General features: G+C 48.4%; 19 protein-coding genes and 1 tRNA gene. 10 read left to right on the forward strand and 10 right to left on the reverse strand.

The window, feature by feature from the left end:
* Positions 1 to 13 precede the first annotated feature (13 nt).
* Positions 14 to 559: a uracil-DNA glycosylase family protein gene (locus F0P96_RS18530; RefSeq protein WP_151080460.1), complete on the forward strand. Its 546-nt coding sequence runs from the start codon at positions 14 to 16 to the stop codon at positions 557 to 559.
* On the opposite strand, the gene F0P96_RS18535 is transcribed toward F0P96_RS18530, so the two are convergent.
* The 3 genes from F0P96_RS18535 to F0P96_RS21090 form a co-directional block, all read right to left on the reverse strand.
* Entirely contained in the window at positions 548 to 1,393 is an 846-nt protein-coding gene (locus tag F0P96_RS18535) for a protein NO VEIN domain-containing protein (protein WP_151080461.1), read from the reverse strand. The two genes, F0P96_RS18530 and F0P96_RS18535, sit on opposite strands and share 12 nt — an antisense overlap.
* Positions 1,394 to 1,578: 185 nt before the next feature.
* Entirely contained in the window at positions 1,579 to 2,322 is a 744-nt protein-coding gene (locus F0P96_RS18540; RefSeq protein ID WP_151080462.1) for a hypothetical protein, read from the reverse strand.
* A gap of 356 nt (positions 2,323 to 2,678) precedes the next feature.
* Entirely contained in the window at positions 2,679 to 3,050 is a 372-nt protein-coding gene (locus F0P96_RS21090; RefSeq protein ID WP_160619860.1) for a hypothetical protein, read from the reverse strand.
* Positions 3,051 to 3,195: 145 nt separating this feature from the next.
* On the opposite strand from F0P96_RS21090, the gene F0P96_RS18550 reads away from it, so the two are divergent.
* On the forward strand, positions 3,196 to 4,161 hold the full coding sequence (locus tag F0P96_RS18550; protein ID WP_151080464.1) for a toll/interleukin-1 receptor domain-containing protein: 966 nt from the start codon (positions 3,196 to 3,198) through the stop codon (positions 4,159 to 4,161).
* Between the two features lie 127 nt (positions 4,162 to 4,288).
* Here F0P96_RS18550 and F0P96_RS18555 read toward each other — a convergent pair whose 3' ends face one another.
* The gene (locus F0P96_RS18555; RefSeq protein WP_151080465.1) at positions 4,289 to 5,464 is read right to left on the reverse strand and encodes a HEPN/Toprim-associated domain-containing protein; all 1,176 of its coding nucleotides are present in this window, start codon (positions 5,462 to 5,464) and stop codon (positions 4,289 to 4,291) included.
* 824 nt (positions 5,465 to 6,288) lie between these two features.
* On the opposite strand from F0P96_RS18555, the gene F0P96_RS18560 reads away from it, so the two are divergent.
* The 3 genes from F0P96_RS18560 to F0P96_RS18565 all read left to right on the forward strand — a co-directional run bounded on the left by F0P96_RS18560 (position 6,289) and on the right by F0P96_RS18565 (position 9,389).
* Positions 6,289 to 6,831, forward strand: a complete 543-nt coding sequence (locus F0P96_RS18560) for a hypothetical protein (RefSeq protein WP_151080466.1) — start codon at positions 6,289 to 6,291, stop codon at positions 6,829 to 6,831.
* Positions 6,832 to 7,429: 598 nt separating this feature from the next.
* Positions 7,430 to 7,606, forward strand: a complete 177-nt coding sequence (locus F0P96_RS21095; RefSeq protein ID WP_160619862.1) for a hypothetical protein — start codon at positions 7,430 to 7,432, stop codon at positions 7,604 to 7,606.
* Between the two features lie 187 nt (positions 7,607 to 7,793).
* Positions 7,794 to 9,389 carry a hypothetical protein gene (locus tag F0P96_RS18565; RefSeq protein ID WP_151080467.1) on the forward strand — a complete coding sequence of 532 codons (1,596 nt, stop codon included), beginning with the start codon at positions 7,794 to 7,796 and terminating at the stop codon, positions 9,387 to 9,389.
* Positions 9,390 to 9,573: 184 nt separating this feature from the next.
* On the opposite strand, the gene F0P96_RS21465 is transcribed toward F0P96_RS18565, so the two are convergent.
* The 4 genes from F0P96_RS21465 to F0P96_RS18590 form a co-directional block, all read right to left on the reverse strand.
* A complete protein-coding gene (locus F0P96_RS21465; RefSeq protein WP_151080468.1) occupies positions 9,574 to 10,062 on the reverse strand; it encodes a TIR domain-containing protein in 489 nt (162 codons plus the stop codon).
* A gap of 4 nt (positions 10,063 to 10,066) precedes the next feature.
* Positions 10,067 to 11,521, reverse strand: coding sequence for an SIR2 family protein (locus tag F0P96_RS18575; RefSeq protein ID WP_151080469.1), 1,455 nt, complete (start codon positions 11,519 to 11,521; stop codon positions 10,067 to 10,069).
* Positions 11,522 to 11,524: 3 nt separating this feature from the next.
* On the reverse strand, positions 11,525 to 12,142 hold the full coding sequence (locus tag F0P96_RS18580; RefSeq protein WP_151080470.1) for a toll/interleukin-1 receptor domain-containing protein: 618 nt from the start codon (positions 12,140 to 12,142) through the stop codon (positions 11,525 to 11,527).
* A gap of 677 nt (positions 12,143 to 12,819) precedes the next feature.
* Positions 12,820 to 13,164 (reverse strand): hypothetical protein, encoded by a 345-nt coding sequence (locus F0P96_RS18590; protein ID WP_151080472.1) that lies wholly within the window; start codon positions 13,162 to 13,164, stop codon positions 12,820 to 12,822.
* 243 nt (positions 13,165 to 13,407) lie between these two features.
* Here F0P96_RS18590 and F0P96_RS18595 point away from each other — a divergent pair, with 243 nt between their 5' ends.
* Positions 13,408 to 14,529: a hypothetical protein gene (locus F0P96_RS18595; RefSeq protein WP_151080473.1), complete on the forward strand. Its 1,122-nt coding sequence runs from the start codon at positions 13,408 to 13,410 to the stop codon at positions 14,527 to 14,529.
* Between the two features lie 34 nt (positions 14,530 to 14,563).
* On the opposite strand, the gene F0P96_RS18600 is transcribed toward F0P96_RS18595, so the two are convergent.
* On the reverse strand, positions 14,564 to 15,079 hold the full coding sequence (locus F0P96_RS18600) for an NUMOD4 motif-containing HNH endonuclease (protein WP_235917529.1): 516 nt from the start codon (positions 15,077 to 15,079) through the stop codon (positions 14,564 to 14,566).
* Between the two features lie 35 nt (positions 15,080 to 15,114).
* Entirely contained in the window at positions 15,115 to 16,350 is a 1,236-nt protein-coding gene (locus tag F0P96_RS18605) for a hypothetical protein (RefSeq protein ID WP_151080475.1), read from the reverse strand.
* 122 nt (positions 16,351 to 16,472) lie between these two features.
* On the opposite strand from F0P96_RS18605, the gene F0P96_RS18610 reads away from it, so the two are divergent.
* From F0P96_RS18610 to F0P96_RS18625, 4 genes are all read left to right on the forward strand, one after another.
* Positions 16,473 to 16,543 (forward strand) — tRNA-OTHER (locus tag F0P96_RS18610).
* 233 nt (positions 16,544 to 16,776) lie between these two features.
* Positions 16,777 to 17,406, forward strand: a complete 630-nt coding sequence (locus F0P96_RS18615) for a hypothetical protein (RefSeq protein WP_151080476.1) — start codon at positions 16,777 to 16,779, stop codon at positions 17,404 to 17,406.
* A gap of 287 nt (positions 17,407 to 17,693) precedes the next feature.
* Complete coding sequence (locus F0P96_RS18620; RefSeq protein WP_151080477.1) at positions 17,694 to 17,987, forward strand: helix-turn-helix domain-containing protein; 294 nt, start codon at positions 17,694 to 17,696, stop codon at positions 17,985 to 17,987.
* Entirely contained in the window at positions 17,984 to 18,244 is a 261-nt protein-coding gene (locus F0P96_RS18625) for a hypothetical protein (protein ID WP_151080478.1), read from the forward strand. The genes F0P96_RS18620 and F0P96_RS18625 overlap by 4 nt, the downstream gene beginning before the upstream one ends.
* The last annotated feature ends 99 nt before the right edge of the window (positions 18,245 to 18,343 follow it).

Raw genomic sequence — 18,343 nt, forward strand, 5'->3', positions numbered from 1 at the left:
TTTACTTTTCCCAATGCCCATCATCAACCACCGGTTCTTGTCCCACAGCATACACCCGGACACCGAGACCTTAATTGTCGGAACATTCAATCCAGAAACGGCAGAGAACGAGGCGGATTTCTTTTACGGGCGAAGCCGGAATTTCCTGTGGCGCTTGCTGCCCGCTGCATACGGGAGCGAAGATCTAAAGGGCCGGGCCGTCGCAGACAAGATCAATTTCATCCGCACGCACAAGATTGATTTTATCGATTTGATTGCCCGAGTCGAAGTAGAAGCTGGGCAGGAAGCTAATTATGACGACATCTACCTGGACAGTAAAAAACCTGCGTGGAATGATGTCATTGCTCAATTAGAGCAATTGCAACATATCAAGCGGGTCTGCTTTACCAGGAAAACGCTGGGTGGTATTCCGCACATGAAAGTACGGGTCGAGGAAATCCAGCGCTATTGCAACGCTCATGGCATTGAGTTCTCGCTGTTGAAGACGCCTGCGAGAACGTACTCCGTCCATAAGCAGGCGATCTGGTCCAACTTCTTTGGTAAGACCTCAACCAACTAACGCACGGTAGTGGGTGGGTTCCAATGTGCAGGATTGGTCAAGGAGACCTGGCAATACAAAGACCTTAGGGCCTTTACCATAATTGAAAACTCGGTAGAGCTGGTAATTATCGAGCAGGCGAGAAACGTTTACCTCATTATTAGAGGCATAAAAGGGCGTTAAAGGACCAAAGCGAGTTGTTTTCACCTCGATGGGCCTTTCCTTGCCCGATATCTCAAAAGAGAGCACATCGTAGCCCAGCCCATCGCCTTGCGTTTGTGAAACGTGTTCGATGCGTTCGGCTAAACTGCGGTGTCCAGCCTTCCATAAACGGGCATGCTCTACTTCCAATACAAACTCCTCACCCGCCTTTCCTAGGGAAGCATTGTTTGCTTCCCTTTCCAAGTAGTTTACTCCCAAGCGAGGCCGATTGACTCGTTCCCCCCGGCCAGTTCTATGAAAAGTACTCGGTTGTCGTTGTGGCGCAGGTACGAAGGCGAGTTCTAAATCAACATCCGTAGCCGCTACAAGTGCCGGTTGCTCCACGAGGTTCTTCACAGTAACCAGCAGGGACTTATCAAGTGCTAGGTGTGCTTCTACTACCTCCCGTAGCAGCTCTTGGTAATTGCTGCGTGGCTTGTACCCATCAACGTACGGGAAGCCAAGGTCCAAAAGCACAGCGCTCATGTTGGCATGCTTGAATTCGATAGAAGCCAACGTTCGTCCAGTCAGTATTCGATTTAACTGGCGATTTGCTTCTTTCTTGTTGACCCGCTCACCATGCAGTTCTTTGTTGAGCATGTCAAAGTACGTCCTGACAATTGCCTCGACTTCAATGCGGGACCAATGCGACATGGTAAGCAGGAGGTAGCTTGGTGAATGATATGGGTATGCTTTCGATACATTCGAGAACCGTTAACCGAAAGCGCCACCTGCTGCAACAGATAGCCGACGAACTGAACCAAAGTGGCTACGTGACCTGCATGGGCAAGCAGTTCACATCCACTGGTGTATTGCGCTTACTGAAACGGGTAAAGCAACTATCTGGATCTCTGTGAAACAGCTGCTTCCATACTCAAAAGATGTTGATATGCCGCCTTTCTAAAGGCTAATATTTTATCTGAAGCGTCAGCCCATATTGGACGATGCTCTTCGCCTTGCGTATCCATGAGCGCCGATATAGCTCGCTCATGCTCCCCCATTAACTGCTTCATTTGTTCTAAATCCTTCTCATTGCCAATTTTAATTTTATATAAAGCCAATTCGCTTCTGTATTTTAAATAATGTGAGCCAGCAAGCCTATATTGTTTAAATATCGCTTCGCCAGCATTAAGCAACATCTCAACTAAGTCAGAGTTACCTACATACAACTTCGTTTTTGCTTCAGCAATTTTATAATTAGTATAATAATCATCAAGCTTTTTTATTGTAGACATGATTTCCTCATAATTATCTTCATCATATCCCAAGTACTTTACACTACTGAAATGCCTTAGAACTTCCATAGCCTCGAAACATTCGACTATAGCTTTTTTCTCTTCACCACGTAAAGAAATACGCATCTGATTTTTGTATTGCAAATCAGTGCGCAGTTGTTCTAGATCCTTACTAAACTCATTTTTGACTGCTTCTACTTGTTGCGTAATTCCAGCAATGTCTTCTTGAGTTGCTACGTTCTTACCCTTTTCGGTAAAGTAAGACTTAAAGAATGCTTGGTACATAGCCAGCATGAACAAAACAAACGCAAAGGCAGCGTTGAAGATTAGCAAGGCGTAGTTTGACATAAAAGAGCGGAAACTTGGTCGGATACAATGATGCAAGCTATTAAACTCGCACGGACGTGCCAAACGTATGCTCTATAGAGTCCGGCCCGACTGGTAAGCTATTTCGCTTACCAGTCGGGCCGGACTCCTTATAAGCAGTGTATTATGCCCTTTTACAACTACGCAATTTTGCACATAAAAAAGACCGCAAGTGCCGCAGTGGTGTCGTTCGGTACTGCGGCCTAGGCAGTACACCAAACAACAATCCCCAACCACTTACTACTATGGTATAGTAAAACGCTACCGTCCAAGTTCAAGCCGCCCAGTCGCAGCAAAGCGCAGCTGCGCAGGTAGATGCACCGGAATTTGCACTCAGCCTAGAAAAGGCACCTGTCGCTGAAGTAGCCGAGGCTGCTGCCGAAGCTGCTGTTACGCTGCAACTCGATGGCCAGCCCACCAGCGCTGCCAAGCGTGAGCGCAACTACTCGCAGACGACCGTTGACAAGGAGGACCTCGACCGCCTCAACGCCTTCAAGGCCCACGTCAAGGACACCATCGGCGTCAACGTGAGCAACCAGCGTATTATTAAGACCGCACTCGATGTGCTCACCAACAACCTTGAGCCCTTCATGCAGGAGCTGACTAACGAGGCGCACAACAAGAAGCGGCAGAAGGACCTCGCAGCGTACGAGGCGCTCAAGAAGCAGTTGGAGGCCGATGGTCTGCTCGGCGACAAGGCAGAAGCTCATGCAGAAGCCGAAGCAGCCGCCAAATGAGCTACAAAAGCCCTCTGGATTGGTTCTGAAGCCTTTTTTTATTCAATGCTTATGAGTTTATATGTTCTGAGTACAGGAAGTATGGTATCTTAGTCTTGGCGTATCAACAAGCATCCAAATGAATATTGAATTAAAAATCAAACGGTTAGAAAGAGTACTTGATATGGCTGCCGAACTAAACGGCAAAACCATAGGGAATAGTGATTTTAAAGCTTGGCAAACTTATACAACTAGTGTCTTTAATGCTGTGTTTGGCGAAGAAGCCTTTCAAACTAAGCACTTTAAGTCAATTAAATTCATCCCTCATAGTGCATTTCAGCTGCCAGGTGAAACAGAAGAAGATTATAAAAAGCGAAGAGTAACAGCTGCAAACTATGGGCTAAATATCGTCAAAGGTGCCATCAAGGGTTATTTGGTAGACTTGAATGATGAAAAAGGGCATATTCAAGTAAGTCAAAGCCCTGCTGCATTGTCTACATCTTATTCTAAAGTCAAACGGGTGTTTGTAAGCCATGCTTCAAAGGATGTGAATTACGTTGAAGAACTAATTGACCTACTTAAGCTTATTGGCTTACACAGAGACCAAGTATTTTGTACATCAGTCAAGGGTTACGGAATCCCACTCGGCTCTAATTTCTTAAGTGAATTAAAGGAGCGAATAAACGATGATGTATTAGTTTTATTTGTATTCTCACCTAACTTTTACGCAAGTCCAGTTTGCTTAGCTGAAATGGGGGCTGCCTGGGCACTCTCTAAAGAACACATTCCGATTGTCATTCCCCCTTTTAAGTTTAGTGATATAAAAGGTGTGCTGCCTCATACCCAAGGTCTTATGATTAACGACAAACTTGAATTAAACGCATTAGCTGACAGAGTTGAGGAATTGTTTAAGCAGCCTAGCCACACGACAAATCCAGATTGGGAACGCAGTAGAGATAGAATCTTAGAACGTATCAATAATTTAATTTACTTAGAGCAAGCAATAAAAGATGCCGAATACCTGGCGGATGAGCTAGAGAAAAGTGATAAAAATTATCAAAAGGCAAAAAAATATTTGAACAACAAGAACAGTAGGAGTAACTAATACAATCTTATGCAAAAAGCGACAACGAAATGTGTGGCTCACTACTGCACCAAGGTAGAATAAATTTTACTAATAAAGCATTGTTGAAAATTTAGGTCATTCCTCAGGGGGGAATTGGTGGTTTTAATCATGAGCAGGCCTTGCAAATCGCATCTATCAATAGGCTTAATTTGGAGAAATTATATTTATCATCTATGGATTTAATATGTTTAAACTTTCTAATATAATCCTCCTTATTTTCAAGCGAACCGTGATAACAATTACACTCTTTTACGTAATTTGTCCATCTGACTTTTGGTATTTGCCGCATTTTGTATTGTAAATCCAAGAAGCATTCAATCGCAACTGCCTTTCCATTAATATTTTCTACAGATTCACCGATAGGCCCTACCGTGGTAAAGCTTGTGAATTCTACTAAGTGGGGCAGTTTCATTACTTTCATCTGAGTTGGTAGTTTCATTGCAGCAATTTTATTGTATTTATCATTGCCTTCTATATCATTGTCAAAGATTACCAGTACTTTATTTTGAATGCCTATACTCACCAGCCCTTGACAAAATCTGAATAAATTCCCGCTACCCGTAAATGGGTATCCATCTTCCATGTCAATGAAAGTGAAGAAGCCAGCTACATCGGGCCTTGTCATCTCCATTGCTTTTTTGATAATGAAAGTATCCGTGTTGCCCTCCGTAACAATAAGGAATTTACCTTCTTTTGCAACGCCGCCCGTCAATTCTGATTCTGTAGCCCAGCCGCCCTCAATCAAATCAGCAGTGTGCCATTCAAGCCATATATCTTGATTCTTATCATTTTCTGCGAATAAACGAAGTAAGACAAGGGGGTCAAGTAAATCGCAGAAATACACAACATCAAATTCAGTTAAAGCATTATTCTCGCAATGTTTTATAAATGGTTCATAATTAATTAATTCTTGGTAAAGAAAATTACCCATTTCATATTCGATATAGCCTTGATACTTATAATTATTTATATTAACCTGGCTAAGCCAGTCGAATAACACCTTGGGTTCTACTTTAATATCAGCGCCATAAATGTATCTCAGATTTACTTCATATATAGATTCGAGCTTTGCAAGCGAATAACCAATTAAGTCAAGTCGGGCTTTAACGTCCTTTAATTTGCATGCGCTTGCAAGTTTGTGTTCCTCAACTTCGTCAGCATAACTATAGGGGACCTTCTTTCTGTCAGATGGAAGAAACAAATTGGAATAGTCTCTATATCCATGGTTCTTACCCCAATCGAGTTGCAACCCATTCACTCTAAGAGTAATCATTGATCCCATATAACTGGCGTGGTTTACTGTAAAACAATTTGTTTGACAAAACTTTATTGCAATACAAGTCTTCGACTAATCACTCAGGAGTAAGTCGCCGATCTTGATGTAACCGTTGCAATATTCAAGGCAATAATCGCTGGTGAAGTTACAGGTGCGAACGATGCCGTTCTCATACTGATCGTAAAAGACTTCGCAGAAGTACGTGCCCATGTGGTAGAGGTTGATAGCGACTTCCTCTTCATATTTCATAGCAACTATAATAGTACCTCTCCTGCACGATAGGGGTCATTCGAGGTACATCCATTACGAACAGAGTGGAGATAGGTGCCAACAGTGATGGGCTATGTCATAGGACAGGTGTCACCGGGTTTTCGCACTGTTGTGATAATGCCCTTTTTTGGTGTTTTTCACCACCTAGCTATAGGGCCATTTAACTTTTTTGAATGTTACTAACATAATTATTATTGAACTAATCCGTGTTAGTCGGCGGCCCTTTATACAAAGATCTTTTTATAAGCATTGCACTGCGCTAGAACTCTATCAACAATTGTTGATAGAATGCCGTGAACTGCTTTTGCAGTTGCGGTTTTCGTGCTATTATCTTTGCAGGGCAAGAGGGGAACACCACCCCAGGGAGTTACTAGCGCAGACCCTGAGGTCGCACTTATCAGGCCGAGCCGCCGCCCCCGCCTTGTACCACTTCTTGGCGATTTGACTAACACCCCGACGGAATGGGGAGGGTGTACCGTGTGCTGCAGACTGCGGGGTCAATTCGCCAGCGTCCGCTCGGCCTATCCATTTCTTCTTATCCAACCTAACCCCTCAGTAACATGAGCAACAAAGACGTGCGTCCGAACGAGGATGCAAATGCAAACACCAACAACCGCAAAGGGCTTGATCCCGACATCCAAGACTTCTCGCAGTGGCTAGACGAGAACATGGATGCCGCCGACAACCAGCGTGAGTTGACCGACGAAGAGCACGAGCGGCTCGCCGCCAAGATGGACTACCACGACTACGTGGAGCAGTTTGAAAGCCTGAGTCCAGCTGAGCAGCTGTTCCTCGGCAAGGCAGAAGATGCCTTTAACAACCTCGGAAGCATGCTGCCTGACGCTGATCGTCGGTTCTTCGGCACGCTATCCGAAGCCGTTGACCTGGGGATAAAAAACGCATTGGCTATGCCCTTGGGCACCAGTGGTGAGCGGTCTGTGGCCTATGCTGCAATAGTAGCCCCTGCGTACAATGCGTTACGGATGCGGCATGAGGCAACGCACAAGCAGGAGGTAGATGCCTTCTTCGACGAGATGCAGGACGCCTTGGTCGATGCCTTGCGCTTAGCCCTAAGACTCGACGGCTCCACAGGCAGAAGCTAGAGTGGGTCTGCTCGTACCCGAAAGCATCAACTCGGCTTTCAGAGTTGATGCTTTCGGGCACTTGACTTGACCAGGTTACGCTTCGGCAACGTCTCGGGCCTGGCGCCTTGACGGCGGCCCGTCAACGTCCGGCCAGTAAGAACAGTGCGGTGCGAGGGGGAAGGGCGGGGGCAGGTTTATAGGATAAGTGTGTCCGGGTTTTCGCACGTATAGACAGGCAAGGGGAAGGGAGGCCGTCGGCCCATGCAGATATAGGATAAGTGTGTCCGGGTTTTTGCACCCACAGCTCAAGTGTCCGGGTTTTCGCTCGCATGAGTTGAACTGCTGGTGCCTGATACAAAAACTCGGACACACTTATCCTATAAACCTGCTCCGCTCACCTGCCCCTGCTATGCCCATTGCCTTGCTTGGTCCGTGTATCCGGGGTGCGAAAACCCGGACACACTTATGCTGTATCATCGCCCCTAGTCCGCCCAACCTCCCCTCGCCTCTGGCTTGGCCCCCGAAGGGCGTTTAGTGAAGCGTATAGTTGAGAAATAAACTTCTGACTGTCTGAGACTTTTGGGCAATAGTAGCGTATAATAATCATATATAAAGCATGGAAAACGACGCTATTACCCCCGAGCGCAAGCTGAGCAAAACCATCACGCTCACCCCCACGGCGCACGCTAATCTGGTGGCCTTGTCGAAGCGGCTGCGTGCTGAGCACGACCGCTACGTGACGGCCAGCGAGACCATCACCATCCTACTTGCTGCCTACGAGGCGGCGAGCTAAAAGAACCACAGGCAACGGCTCCCGACGTCATCTAGGGAGATAGCAAGGAGGGATGGCCATCCTTCCTTGCGCCTACCGTGTACAACCAGATGACACGACGATGACACCTAAGAAAAGACTTTCCACTGCTGAACAAGCAGTAGCCAACGGCGCTTTGCAGCCGCTACGGGTTTGGCTGCCCGCCACCGTGAATGAGGCCACCTTCCGCCAGCAGTTCCAGCGCTGGATTGCCGCTGAACAGCCCACGTTTGAAACAGGCAAAGGGGCCTTCCTGGAGGACGAGTGCCTGCACCTGTTCTCCACGCTGGCCCTGACGGCGGGCCTGACCATCTACCGCTCGAAGCGTAGCGCCGATACGTTCAAGGACGGCTCGAAAGCCGTGACCAAGCAAACGGCCCTCGGCTACACCGGCCTGAGCCGTGACAACCTGCGCCAGCAGTTTGGCAACGGCTACGCCAAGTACATCGAGTTCCTACGCACCCACAACTACTTGCAGGTGTACGAGTTCTACGACAAGGAGGGCCTAATTAGCACGGGAGACGACCTGTTTGGCGTGGCCCCGGTCAAGCGTAACTACAGCTACAAAGCTAAGGGCCACAAGAAGGCCAACACGGGTTCGTACATCGGAAAGAACTCCAGCAGCAGCGAGCAGGGCATGCCCAAGCACTACCGCCTGCACAACGACCATGCGCTGCCAACGGAGAACGGTAGCTTTGACGTGCTGTACTCCGTTGAGATGGGGCCCAAGTATTCCCACAAGGCCCACCGCTACTACACCAAACTCAAAGATCAGACGCTGGCTCGTCGTGCCGGCTTCCCGAAGCACCGGCAAGTGCTGGCCGAGTACGTGGACACGCTCGTGCGCAACGTGGACTTCGAGGACATGGAAGCTTGGCTACGCACGACAACCGACCAGATGCAGGACATGCCGCCCGTGTGGAGCCTGTACTACGTGGACCTGTTACGACAGGGCATCATTCAGTACGAGAACCTCTCCTGCGGCTTCGGCCACCGCCTGCACACGCCGCTCACGAACATCGCCACGGAGCTACGGCGCTTTTTCAAGGTGGACGGTAGCCCTGTCGCCAGCCTAGACATTCGTTGCTCGCAGTTCGTGCTGGCCTCGTACCTATTCGAGTACCCGGAGCAGTGCTACCAGCTGCTGACGGCCGACGGCGACATGCCTACTGCCACGGTGAGCTACGTACTCGACACGCTGCACGCTGCCTACAACGCTGACCCCAAGATTCGCCAGTACTGCCACGACGTGCGGACGCAAGACCTGTACGCCCACACGGCCGCTGAACTGGGCCTGAGCGACCGTGGTACTGGCAAGAACCTGTGGTTCGGGGCGTTCTTCTCGATGCCCGGCGAGTTCGAACATACCAAGCAGAAGCTGAGACCACTTTACGGCACCTTGCTGGACGTTACCAGTGCCCTGAATGGTCCGGGTGAGGGCGACACCGAGAAGCGCAACCTCATGCCCATGATGCTGCAGCGCCTGGAGCAGCAGTTGATTATCGAGGGAGTTGCTGCCCGCTTGCTAGACGCAGGCATCGGCCCGTTCGCAACCATCCACGACAGCATCCACACCAACGCCACAAGTGTTGACGCTGTCATCAGTGCGCTGCAGGCTACCTACACAGACGCAGGGTTGCCGGTGCCCACGTTTAAGGTCGAAACCGAGGATGAGCAGGGGGCATTCATAAAGCAGCTGATCGAGCCAGCGGCTGCCCTAGTCGCAGTACAAGCGTCTATTGAAGTAATAGTGGCGAATCCCTAAACTAGCCTCTTCGACGACGCTGAATCTTTGGGATTCAGAACGGAGTTAGTATGGCCTGAATTGCCTCGGCTTGAACTCAGTGAACCAGGCTCACCCCAAGCGTCACCTAGTAATTAAGTCAATCAACTATTGCACTAACTTGAAATGATACAGGCAGGTTTCTAAACCTGCCTGTACAAAGTATTTATCTACCTGCATCTTTTGCCGCTGCCTCAATCCATTTATCAATGTTGAGGCGCCCTAGATCTCCTTCCCAACTGTAAGTTCGGTATTTCCCCAGTGAGGCCAAAGAACGCCCTACAGAATCAAAAGAGGTTGCCAAGGGGCTTGTACCGGGCGGGTCTACTTGGCTCTGCATGTTCCTCATGCCAGCAAGATTGATGCAAAGAATACCTCTGCCATCTCTGTGAGCCTTTTCTAGTTCATACTTAACCCACCTGCGACTAGCTGTTTCATAGCCAGCAAGTACTACGACTACACCGCACCCGTTCATATTCGTGTCTATCCAATTTTGGATAGCTCTGTCACCTTGGCGTTCAATTGTTTCCCAGTCAGCACCTGACAGAAAAGGAGTCTGCTCGAAATGGTTTGATATAGTGTTGCACTCTCGAATTTGAGAAACTCGGATTGCGTCTCGCTTGTAATGAAAACTGAAAAAAACTCTGCGTGCCATTTGCTTAACTGTTGAAGGTTCTGAGAATTTCTTTTACTGTTTTTATGTGTTCATCCAGAGGGATGTCAGTGTTGTCAAGGCTTGTATATAGTTCATGCAATTTGGCTATGTCTTTGTGTTGAAAACGTTCTAAAGGCGAAGGCATTTGCTCCATTACCTGTTCCCAAATTCTCCTGGCTGCATAACCAGTTGCGCTGATAGGAATAGGTAAAAGCCCTTGTTCAATAGCTAAAGAGTACTCGTCAAGTACCCCTTTGGCGATATTATTATCTGTTTCATCTGAGTTGCCAAATACAAATATTGCTACGCCTGCGAATTTTATCATTTGCTGTCGATATTCAGACCATAAATCTGACAGCTTCTTTTCCCCTGTTTGATACTGAGGGAATGGACGCATAATGAGCTGAGTTTCTGAATACTTTGTTGGTTCGCTATATATTGCCTCGAGTGCGCCGTTCATAACAGCAGTGCCCACTCCAAGTCCAAATCCATTCACAATAGTATAGTTTGATTTAACTAGCTCATTGCTGAGTTTATGGATAAATCTTAGAGCTTCTTCATTAGTATACTTTCCGTATTCTGTTGCACTGCCCGATATGAAAGTAGTTCTCTGTTTATATAGTTGTTCTATTTCTAATAGCATTTCAGTTATTTCAGAGTATTCATTTACAAGGATCGGGGTGATATGAAAACGGGATAGTTCATCTAACATTAATTCCTGTTTTTGACAACTGTAATCATACTCTGCTTCGGTTTCTGAGCCTTTTTCGCCCTTTTTGACCTTTCTAATAATCGCATAATGGTTTTTATAGTTGTCGTCAAAGTACATGCGTACTCGGCTAAGTATCCTGTCTAAGTTTGGGTCTGTAAAGCTGAAGCCAACAAAGAGGAAGGTTTTTGTAATTAGGTCGCTGCTTAGTGCAGTGATAAAAGGCTGATGAGTCAAGTGATATTTCTCATAGTCATATTTAGTGATAATGGCTTCGGTGGAGTGATGAACATCTCCATGCATTTTGTATATGGTCACATCTTTCTTAGCAAGGCTGAGTGATAAATGCAGATTTGCGTGCTTTATATCCGCACGCTTACTAGCCGTTCTGTAAGCTTCTTCAAAAACAGTATCATAGTTTGTTGTCCATATAGTAGCAATGGGTAGCCTAGCTATGATGTCATGGTTAATGCTGGGTTTGGCTTGGTGGGAGAATTCATCCAGTATTTTTTGGTTTATTTTATTTCTTCCCTTTTTATTGGTATGGTATTGTGCAATAGAAATTAGGTCGTTTTCAATATCTATATCTAGGTCAATGTCTTCGGCTATTTCTCTTAATAGCTCACGCCAGTTTACAAATCCTACGCCTGCTGAAAAACCAGCGCCGGCGAATATTGCAGCGTCTCCATCAAATAGATGTTTGACAAAGTCCTTAACAAATTTCTGTTTCTCTCTTTGTTCTTTTGTCATGATTTATCTTTGAAGTGGCTCCAAGTTGTACTTAATCCAGCCTTCGTACATTATGTACTTCGTTGAAGTCTCATGTACCCAAAGCTTGTTTTGGTTTTGTAGATCTGGATTTATGACTATGTAGTAGTAGAGGCCTAAGTATTCGCTCCCATAGTAAGAATCAGTGTTTTGATAATTTGATGCCCTAATTGGTAGCACAGCTGCCTTTTGCTTAATACCGTCGAAGTAGCCTAGTTCCCAAGGCATCCACTTGGAATTAACTGCGTTGATTGAATAAGCATAAAAAAGTGATTTGCAAGATTTCATCCTCTCTCGCAGAATGTCAGCAGTTTTCTTTGTGACATTACTTCTATCAAGCTGAGGGTCATCTATCCAATCAACATAGACGCTATAGCCCAAATCCTCTAAAGTCAGCTTTAGGCCAAGTACCTGTTCACTGTCTGTGGTGCTATGAGAAAGAAAAATGTCATAAATTTTTGTTTCAGCTGCGCTGAGCTGGATTTTTCGGGCTTCGTTAATTGATGCTTTAGCCCTTGTATAAGGTGTGTCACTAAAAGTGCGTGTTGTTCCTACTTCAGCTTGGGCACGAAGTAGTAGTTGCTGTTCAGTGAAGAGCCCCATAACAGTTATATGTGATGCAGATGCATCACACAGAATTTGTCAAATACTTATGTTCAAAAATTAATTGAAGTAGCCAACTGACTTTAATAGTCGGACGATGCTGGTCATGTTGGTGTCCTCTAAGTATTTCAGTAGCATATGAGGTGGAGGCCAGTTACTATGATATGGATTATTGCACGGGCCATTATACAGCCCGCCGCCAGGACCGTTATACAATCCTCCGCCCGGGCCGTTGTACAACCCTCCTCCTGGGCCATTATACAATCCCCCCCCTGGACCATTGTACAGCCCCCCGCCAGGACCGTTGTAAAGCCCGCCTCCCGGTCCATTATACATACCTCCACCTGGGCCGTTATAAGCTCCGCCCCCAGGACCATTGTAAGCTCCACCTCCGGGGCCATTGTACATTCCGCCGCCAGGACCATTATACAATCCCCCGCCAGGCCCATTGTATCTGTCTCTTGGCCAAGTATTCTTCACTGCCATAGTCTGTTGTTTGCTAAGTTTTGTGGAAGCTGTACTTTTTTGCTAATATATGTAGTCAAAGGTATGTTTTGATAAAGTATGTTCACTTTTATACAAGGACTAGTTCAAGAGCTCCAAAGTAAAGAAGCGCCTGCGCAAACAAAAAAGGCCGTCCTAAACAAGACGGCCTTTTTTGTTTGCGCAGGCGCATTCTATAGACTAGCAAAGAACTGGCGGACATCTGATAAGGGCGTGGCGTTTGTGAATGACTTAAGGGTGTTCCCTTGGATACCGTCTTCACGCATGTCGATAGCACCTGTGCTATGGTTGTACACCAGTGCGTAGCGCTGGCTATTGATGACTACCCAAAGCACATTTTTTGCTTGACCATCACGGGTCATTACTCGAATATCTTGGTCTTCGTCCTTACGCCAGATCATAGCGCCCATCAGCGCTAGCGCAATCTCATGCACGTTACCTGCGTGATGATCTGCTCTTTCCATTACGCCGATAAGATAGTTGCGTAGTTCTTCTACCTCAGTTACTGTTAGTGCCATGTTGGTAAACTTAAAAGTGGAGATTTAAGCGAAGCCACAGGCTTCACCTACCAGATCTAAGATATAGGTATTGATGTCAAAACATTGACAGACACGCTAGCCATCTGCGCCTATTGTCTCACAAACGTTCCTGCGCAAGCACGTTTTTGATCCGTAAGTATTGAAAAGAAGTGACCTTGACATACAGAAGGATTGGATAGATTGCCTCTCAACGCTCCAATATTGAGTCATGCCCTCCGTCATATGTACACCCCCTTGCGTATCTACGAAACACTAGGAAAGTTTGACAAGGCTGTAAATATCTCCTTTAGGCGAGGCAGTGCCACTCATGAGGCGTTCGGTGACGATATCAATGTAGTCTTCATGTACACGCAAGTGGAACGAGAAGGAATGGATGCATTGCTGGCAAATGGTGAGGCAGGAGAGCCAACGGGCTACATCAAAGCTCGTTATTTGGGCTTTGACCTTCCTGACGACAAAGTTCGGTTGTTGACTTCGCCAGGGATTTTGAGTTCTGATATCACGTCGATTCTGTCGGCGACATGGTCACCTGAAAAGAATACATTTCATTCAACAGATACACGACAACTTAACAAAATCGAGGTTCCCTTCCGTAGACTGCCCAAAGGCGGCGACTACAACTGGATGTATGGCTTCGACAAAGAACGAGTAGCTGAAGGTATAGGGCTAAGCCCTTACGAACGAAGCGTTTACTTAGGAAGGAAGCTCTACTTCGAGCCGGATTCATTAACCGCCGAGGAACATGTAGAAATGCTCGATGATAATGGCATCGTTGAGGACGTAGAACGTGAGTATCTAGCAGTCCTTTATAAGCGGGAAGAAGCCAACGAAGAGCAGAAAAAGAACCTGCTTGCCTTGCTAAAAAAACACCGGGCAGATCGCTTTAAAGCATTGGATGATGAACTGAAAAAGATAGGCAGCAGCATCAAAAAGCTCATCAAAGTCGATGAAGATAAAGCAGGGGAACTATTGCTGAGTGTTGTCCAATTCAGTGAGCGACGCTTAAACATTACGGGAAAGTATCCCATCTACCTTGACCTAAAGGGATTCCTGCACATTTGGATGAGACATGTCGAAGACATGAAAATCAACCAGCAGTTTGCCAACAAAGACAACTATCAGTGGGAAGAACCTGATGTAATCAGAGTGATGGGCCACATTGTAGAGCAGATCAATGAAGAAGTCCAAGCCTACTTTGATGCTACACCGAACACTCGATTCAGTAAGTACGGACGAGAAAGCGTCTACTATGAAGGCGACTACTATACTTTACACATAGAGCCTAGCGGACGTATTGACACTATGCATAAGAACCGTAAGACCCATGAGCAAAAGCCTAGTTAAAGCACATCTTGAATCTAGCAGTTTAGGTTAGCCGCTACCAAGAGCGGCCAATAAGAAGTGACCGAATGGCCGTATGCGACACGCCGTGCTTCTTGGCCAGCTTGTACATGGAGGTGCCGCCAGCTGCGTACTCGGCCCGGATGCTCTGCGCCAACGCCTCGGTCAGCTTGGCGTTAGGCTTTGCGCTGCCCCTGGGCCGATGGATGCGCTTATCGGCTGAGGCACGACCAGAATTATCAGCATTGGAGAGCCAGCGCAGATTGCAGAGCCGGTTGTCGGCCTTGTCGTAGTTGATATGGTCGACCGTGGGCTTCTCCATGCCTTCGGGAACAGGTAGAAATGCTTGAGCCACCAGCCGGTGAACGTGCACCAGCTTCACCTTGCCACCGATGCTCAGGCCGACGTGGTAGTAGCCCAGCTTGCCCTTCTGCGGCTTCAGATAGCGGTTGAAGCGGATGGAGTACACACGCCCCTCGCTCGTTACCTCGTAGCAGCCTTCAAAACCAGTTATTTCTAGTCGCTTTTCTGTGTTCGTATTTGATGTTTGCATCACCTTCTACTTCCGTAGAGGGCGAAAGTCCTAGCCTAAGCAGCTTTCATCTTGCGCTTCAACACGCCGCCGTCAACCTTGATGTAGCGCCGGAGCACGGCTGCGTCGGTTGAGCCTATCATGGCTAGAATCTCCGTCTCAGCAAAGCCCCGAGCAAAGCAGTTGCTGATGAACGTGCGGCGGCCAGAGTGCAGCGAGATGAGTTCGTGCTTGGGCTTCGTGAAGGCAATGGCTTCGGCCAGCTTGTGGCGGTAGATAGTGATGGGCTGGCTCAGGCCGATGGTCTTGCAGCACGCCTTAATAGCGGCGTTCACCTTCTGCTCGGCCACTATATCGAGGTCCCAATCGTACTTCTGCAGGATGGCGAGTGCGTTGGGCGTAGCAGGCACTCGGGTCCAGCCTCTGTTCTTCTGCGTGCGCAATACCAGCAGCCCATCCTCCAGCCGTAGCTCCTTACTGCGTATCACGTCGGACCAGCGGTAGCCAGTTTCGCAGGCGTAGACGAATAAGTCCACGTACTTTCGGAGCGTGTCGTTCCAAGGGTAGGAGTAGAGCTGCTCGACTTCGGCAGGGGAGAGGTGCACCACCTCCTTGTCCTCGGTGTACACCTTGAACTTCTTGTAGGCTGGATTAACGGCTATTTGGTGCTCTTCCTCACACCACTTCAGGAACGCCTTCAGCCGCTTGATGACCGAGCCAAAGAAGCCGTTGTAGCTGCCCTTGTCGTAGAGCTCGTACTTGGCCAGCGCCTCGTAGAACTGGCTGTCCATGCCCTCGAAGGTGAGCGGCCAGCGCTTGGCCTTGCTGAACTCTCGCATCTTCTGCACGAAGGAGCTGCGTTGCTTCTTGGTGCCTGCCGTTACGTGTAAGCTGTCGGCGTTGTAGCGGTCCAGCATCTTGTCGAAAGCGGGCTGCTTGGGCTGCGGCTGGACCACCACCAGAGGCAATACGGGCGCTTCTGCCGCTGCTGGTGCTGCTACAGGTGCGTTGGTGAACTTGGCCTTCACGGCGTCGATGGTGGGCTCTATGCCGCTCACGACGAGCATCCGGGCGCACTCCATCATGCGGGAGCGGATGCCCTCGATTACGAGGTTAATGGTCGTGGCCTCTTTGTAGTGCGGCCTGACGCAGCCCTTGTCTTTGTCCCATTTATCGGGTGCGACGGATAATCCGGTGGCTTGGGCGAAGTACACCGTTTGGTGCGTGTACCAAACGTGGATGGGGCATTCGCCGCCACGGCCAGCCTTGCGTAAGTATGCCTTGGTCTGCATCTTGCTCTTTAAAAAGTGCTATCGGCAAGATAGCAGAACCTGCGACTCGTGTCGGGTTTCTAGTCAAGTTTACTTTCGCTTAACTTAGACCCATTGAAAGCAACCTGCTCTTATAAGCGCTTGTAAACCAGCTAGTAGATTGGCTCGCCTTGGCGAGACAGGGTCCTGGGTTCGAATCCCAGCGGAATCACCAAAAACCCCGTTTGCAAGCTGCAAACGGGGTTTTTCATTAGTGGGTATGTAAACCCGGAATTATTTGGACATGACGGCTTGGTGTATGTCAATTTCTATCAACCTACACTAAGCCTAGCCGATCCGTTTGGCAAGTGAAGTAAGGCCATGTAAAACGGCTGCGTTGCGACCTTGCAGCCATTGGGTATACCGCCAGGCTATTGTAGCTTGCGCGCTTCTCGACGCAGTTTACAAATGACCCGCTCCAATTTACCTCCCTCTGCCGACGTGCAAGCCGCACGCCGCCGTGAGTGGGACACGTACGTCCCCAAGCTGGCCCGGCAGGCCTTGGAGCAATTGACCGAGCCACTCCCCTCCTTGGCATCGGACCTGCACCGGGCTGAAGTACTACGCTTGCTGCGAGAAGAAACCAGCGAGCAACTCCGGCGCCTCCCGCACTTCGCGCGGTACGATGCGCTGGACCCGTTGACTGTGCGCGACTCGGCTGTGTGCTTAGAAAGCGATGCGGAGTACAACGCCTTCCTGCTACTGGAAATCAAGCGTGAATTGCTGCACTACATGCGCGTGCTGCAATTGGAAATCTTAGGCTATAGTGAACGGCCTGGGGTACAAGAAAGCACCGAGGCAAGCTTACACCGGGCTCAGCGACAGGCTCAACGCCGCAAGCTTTTTGCGCCAGCGAAGCCGGCCCGCAAGGGTGCCCCGAGCTTTGATGAACTGTTTCGACGGGACGTAAACGTCCCCGGGTTGATTGCAACCCTAAAGCTGCATGGCGTAATCGACAGCGACGAGCAATGGGTGGGCTTAAGCGGAAAAAAAATCGAGTTAATCTCGTTGTTGGTGGCCTTGAATGAGGGCAACTAAATTAGCACCAACAAATCAGAGTTGGTACGTGCCTTTTCTGCCCGCTTCGGCTTCCCTTTATCGACCTCGACAGCTACGCGTTGGGAAAAAGCCCCAAGCGAGCAGGTTGAAGCCTTTGCGCGCATGTTTCCGCACCGCATTCGCTCGGCAAAGAAACCATTACAGGCAAAGCATTAAATATCTGATAGTTATACAGGGTCAATAATGCGAAATAGTGCGATTTCGCATTATTGGCACTAATGCGCGAACCGCGTGTAGTTGTTTTGGGGCGTTAATCAACTACTCCCATGAACGATTACCTAATCCATCTCAGCTTGGCTGACGCCGAGCAACTCATCACCGACTGCGTCACACGGGCCTTGGCACGTGCCGCTAGCACCAACAATCCAACTGTACCCGCTACACCGGGAGCCTTACTGGGTATGAAAGACGTGTGTCAGCTCTTGACAATTTCACGCCCTACCTGCTACAAATGGATGGACGCCGGCCGACTCCCCTTTTACCGCAAGGGGCGGCGGTTGTATTTCAAGTACAGCGAGGTGATGGCATCGCTGGAAAAACCTAAGCGCCGACTCGTATGAACAACTGGGGCAAACTTCCGGATGCCAGAGAGTACCTGGTAGGGCAAAACATGCCGGCTCAACAAATGAAAAAGAGCGACATGGCGCAGCAGTTGGGCATGAGCCGTGAGTCTTTTCGTATCTTCTTAAGGCGCATGGAAAGAGGACTGGGATACTTCTATACAGGGAGATTGAAGTACTTAACCCCTGCACAACAGGTGGTCATCCGCCAATTCCTCAACCAGCAGACCAATGGGTGTCAGTTATTCCTGATTTAGACCGTGGATATGAGCAATCTTGGGAGCGTGGACAGTTTGCGCATCCTGTTGAGGGCGGCGGACAGGTGGCCCAGGGCTAAAATAGACGAGGTGGTTTTT

Origin of the sequence: Hymenobacter busanensis, assembly GCF_008727865.1 — a bacterium.
Taxonomy (GTDB): Bacteria; Bacteroidota; Bacteroidia; order Cytophagales; family Hymenobacteraceae; genus Solirubrum; species Solirubrum busanense.

Bases quoted from the DNA above. Each gene is read 5' to 3' on its own strand.
- F0P96_RS18530 (WP_151080460.1), top strand. From the start codon at position 14: ATGCCCATCATCAACCACCGGTTCTTGTCCCACAGCATACACCCGGAC.
- F0P96_RS18535 (WP_151080461.1), bottom strand. From the start codon at position 1,393: ATGTCGCATTGGTCCCGCATTGAAGTCGAGGCAATTGTCAGGACGTAC.
- F0P96_RS18540 (WP_151080462.1), bottom strand. From the start codon at position 2,322: ATGTCAAACTACGCCTTGCTAATCTTCAACGCTGCCTTTGCGTTTGTT.
- F0P96_RS21090 (WP_160619860.1), bottom strand. From the start codon at position 3,050: ATGAGCTTCTGCCTTGTCGCCGAGCAGACCATCGGCCTCCAACTGCTT.
- F0P96_RS18550 (WP_151080464.1), top strand. From the start codon at position 3,196: ATGAATATTGAATTAAAAATCAAACGGTTAGAAAGAGTACTTGATATG.
- F0P96_RS18555 (WP_151080465.1), bottom strand. From the start codon at position 5,464: ATGGGATCAATGATTACTCTTAGAGTGAATGGGTTGCAACTCGATTGG.
- F0P96_RS18560 (WP_151080466.1), top strand. From the start codon at position 6,289: ATGAGCAACAAAGACGTGCGTCCGAACGAGGATGCAAATGCAAACACC.
- F0P96_RS21095 (WP_160619862.1), top strand. From the start codon at position 7,430: ATGGAAAACGACGCTATTACCCCCGAGCGCAAGCTGAGCAAAACCATC.
- F0P96_RS21465 (WP_151080468.1), bottom strand. From the start codon at position 10,062: ATGGCACGCAGAGTTTTTTTCAGTTTTCATTACAAGCGAGACGCAATC.
- F0P96_RS18575 (WP_151080469.1), bottom strand. From the start codon at position 11,521: ATGACAAAAGAACAAAGAGAGAAACAGAAATTTGTTAAGGACTTTGTC.
- F0P96_RS18580 (WP_151080470.1), bottom strand. From the start codon at position 12,142: ATGGGGCTCTTCACTGAACAGCAACTACTACTTCGTGCCCAAGCTGAA.
- F0P96_RS18590 (WP_151080472.1), bottom strand. From the start codon at position 13,164: ATGGCACTAACAGTAACTGAGGTAGAAGAACTACGCAACTATCTTATC.
- F0P96_RS18595 (WP_151080473.1), top strand. From the start codon at position 13,408: ATGTACACCCCCTTGCGTATCTACGAAACACTAGGAAAGTTTGACAAG.
- F0P96_RS18600 (WP_235917529.1), bottom strand. From the start codon at position 15,079: ATGCAAACATCAAATACGAACACAGAAAAGCGACTAGAAATAACTGGT.
- F0P96_RS18605 (WP_151080475.1), bottom strand. From the start codon at position 16,350: ATGCAGACCAAGGCATACTTACGCAAGGCTGGCCGTGGCGGCGAATGC.
- F0P96_RS18615 (WP_151080476.1), top strand. From the start codon at position 16,777: ATGACCCGCTCCAATTTACCTCCCTCTGCCGACGTGCAAGCCGCACGC.
- F0P96_RS18620 (WP_151080477.1), top strand. From the start codon at position 17,694: ATGAACGATTACCTAATCCATCTCAGCTTGGCTGACGCCGAGCAACTC.
- F0P96_RS18625 (WP_151080478.1), top strand. From the start codon at position 17,984: ATGAACAACTGGGGCAAACTTCCGGATGCCAGAGAGTACCTGGTAGGG.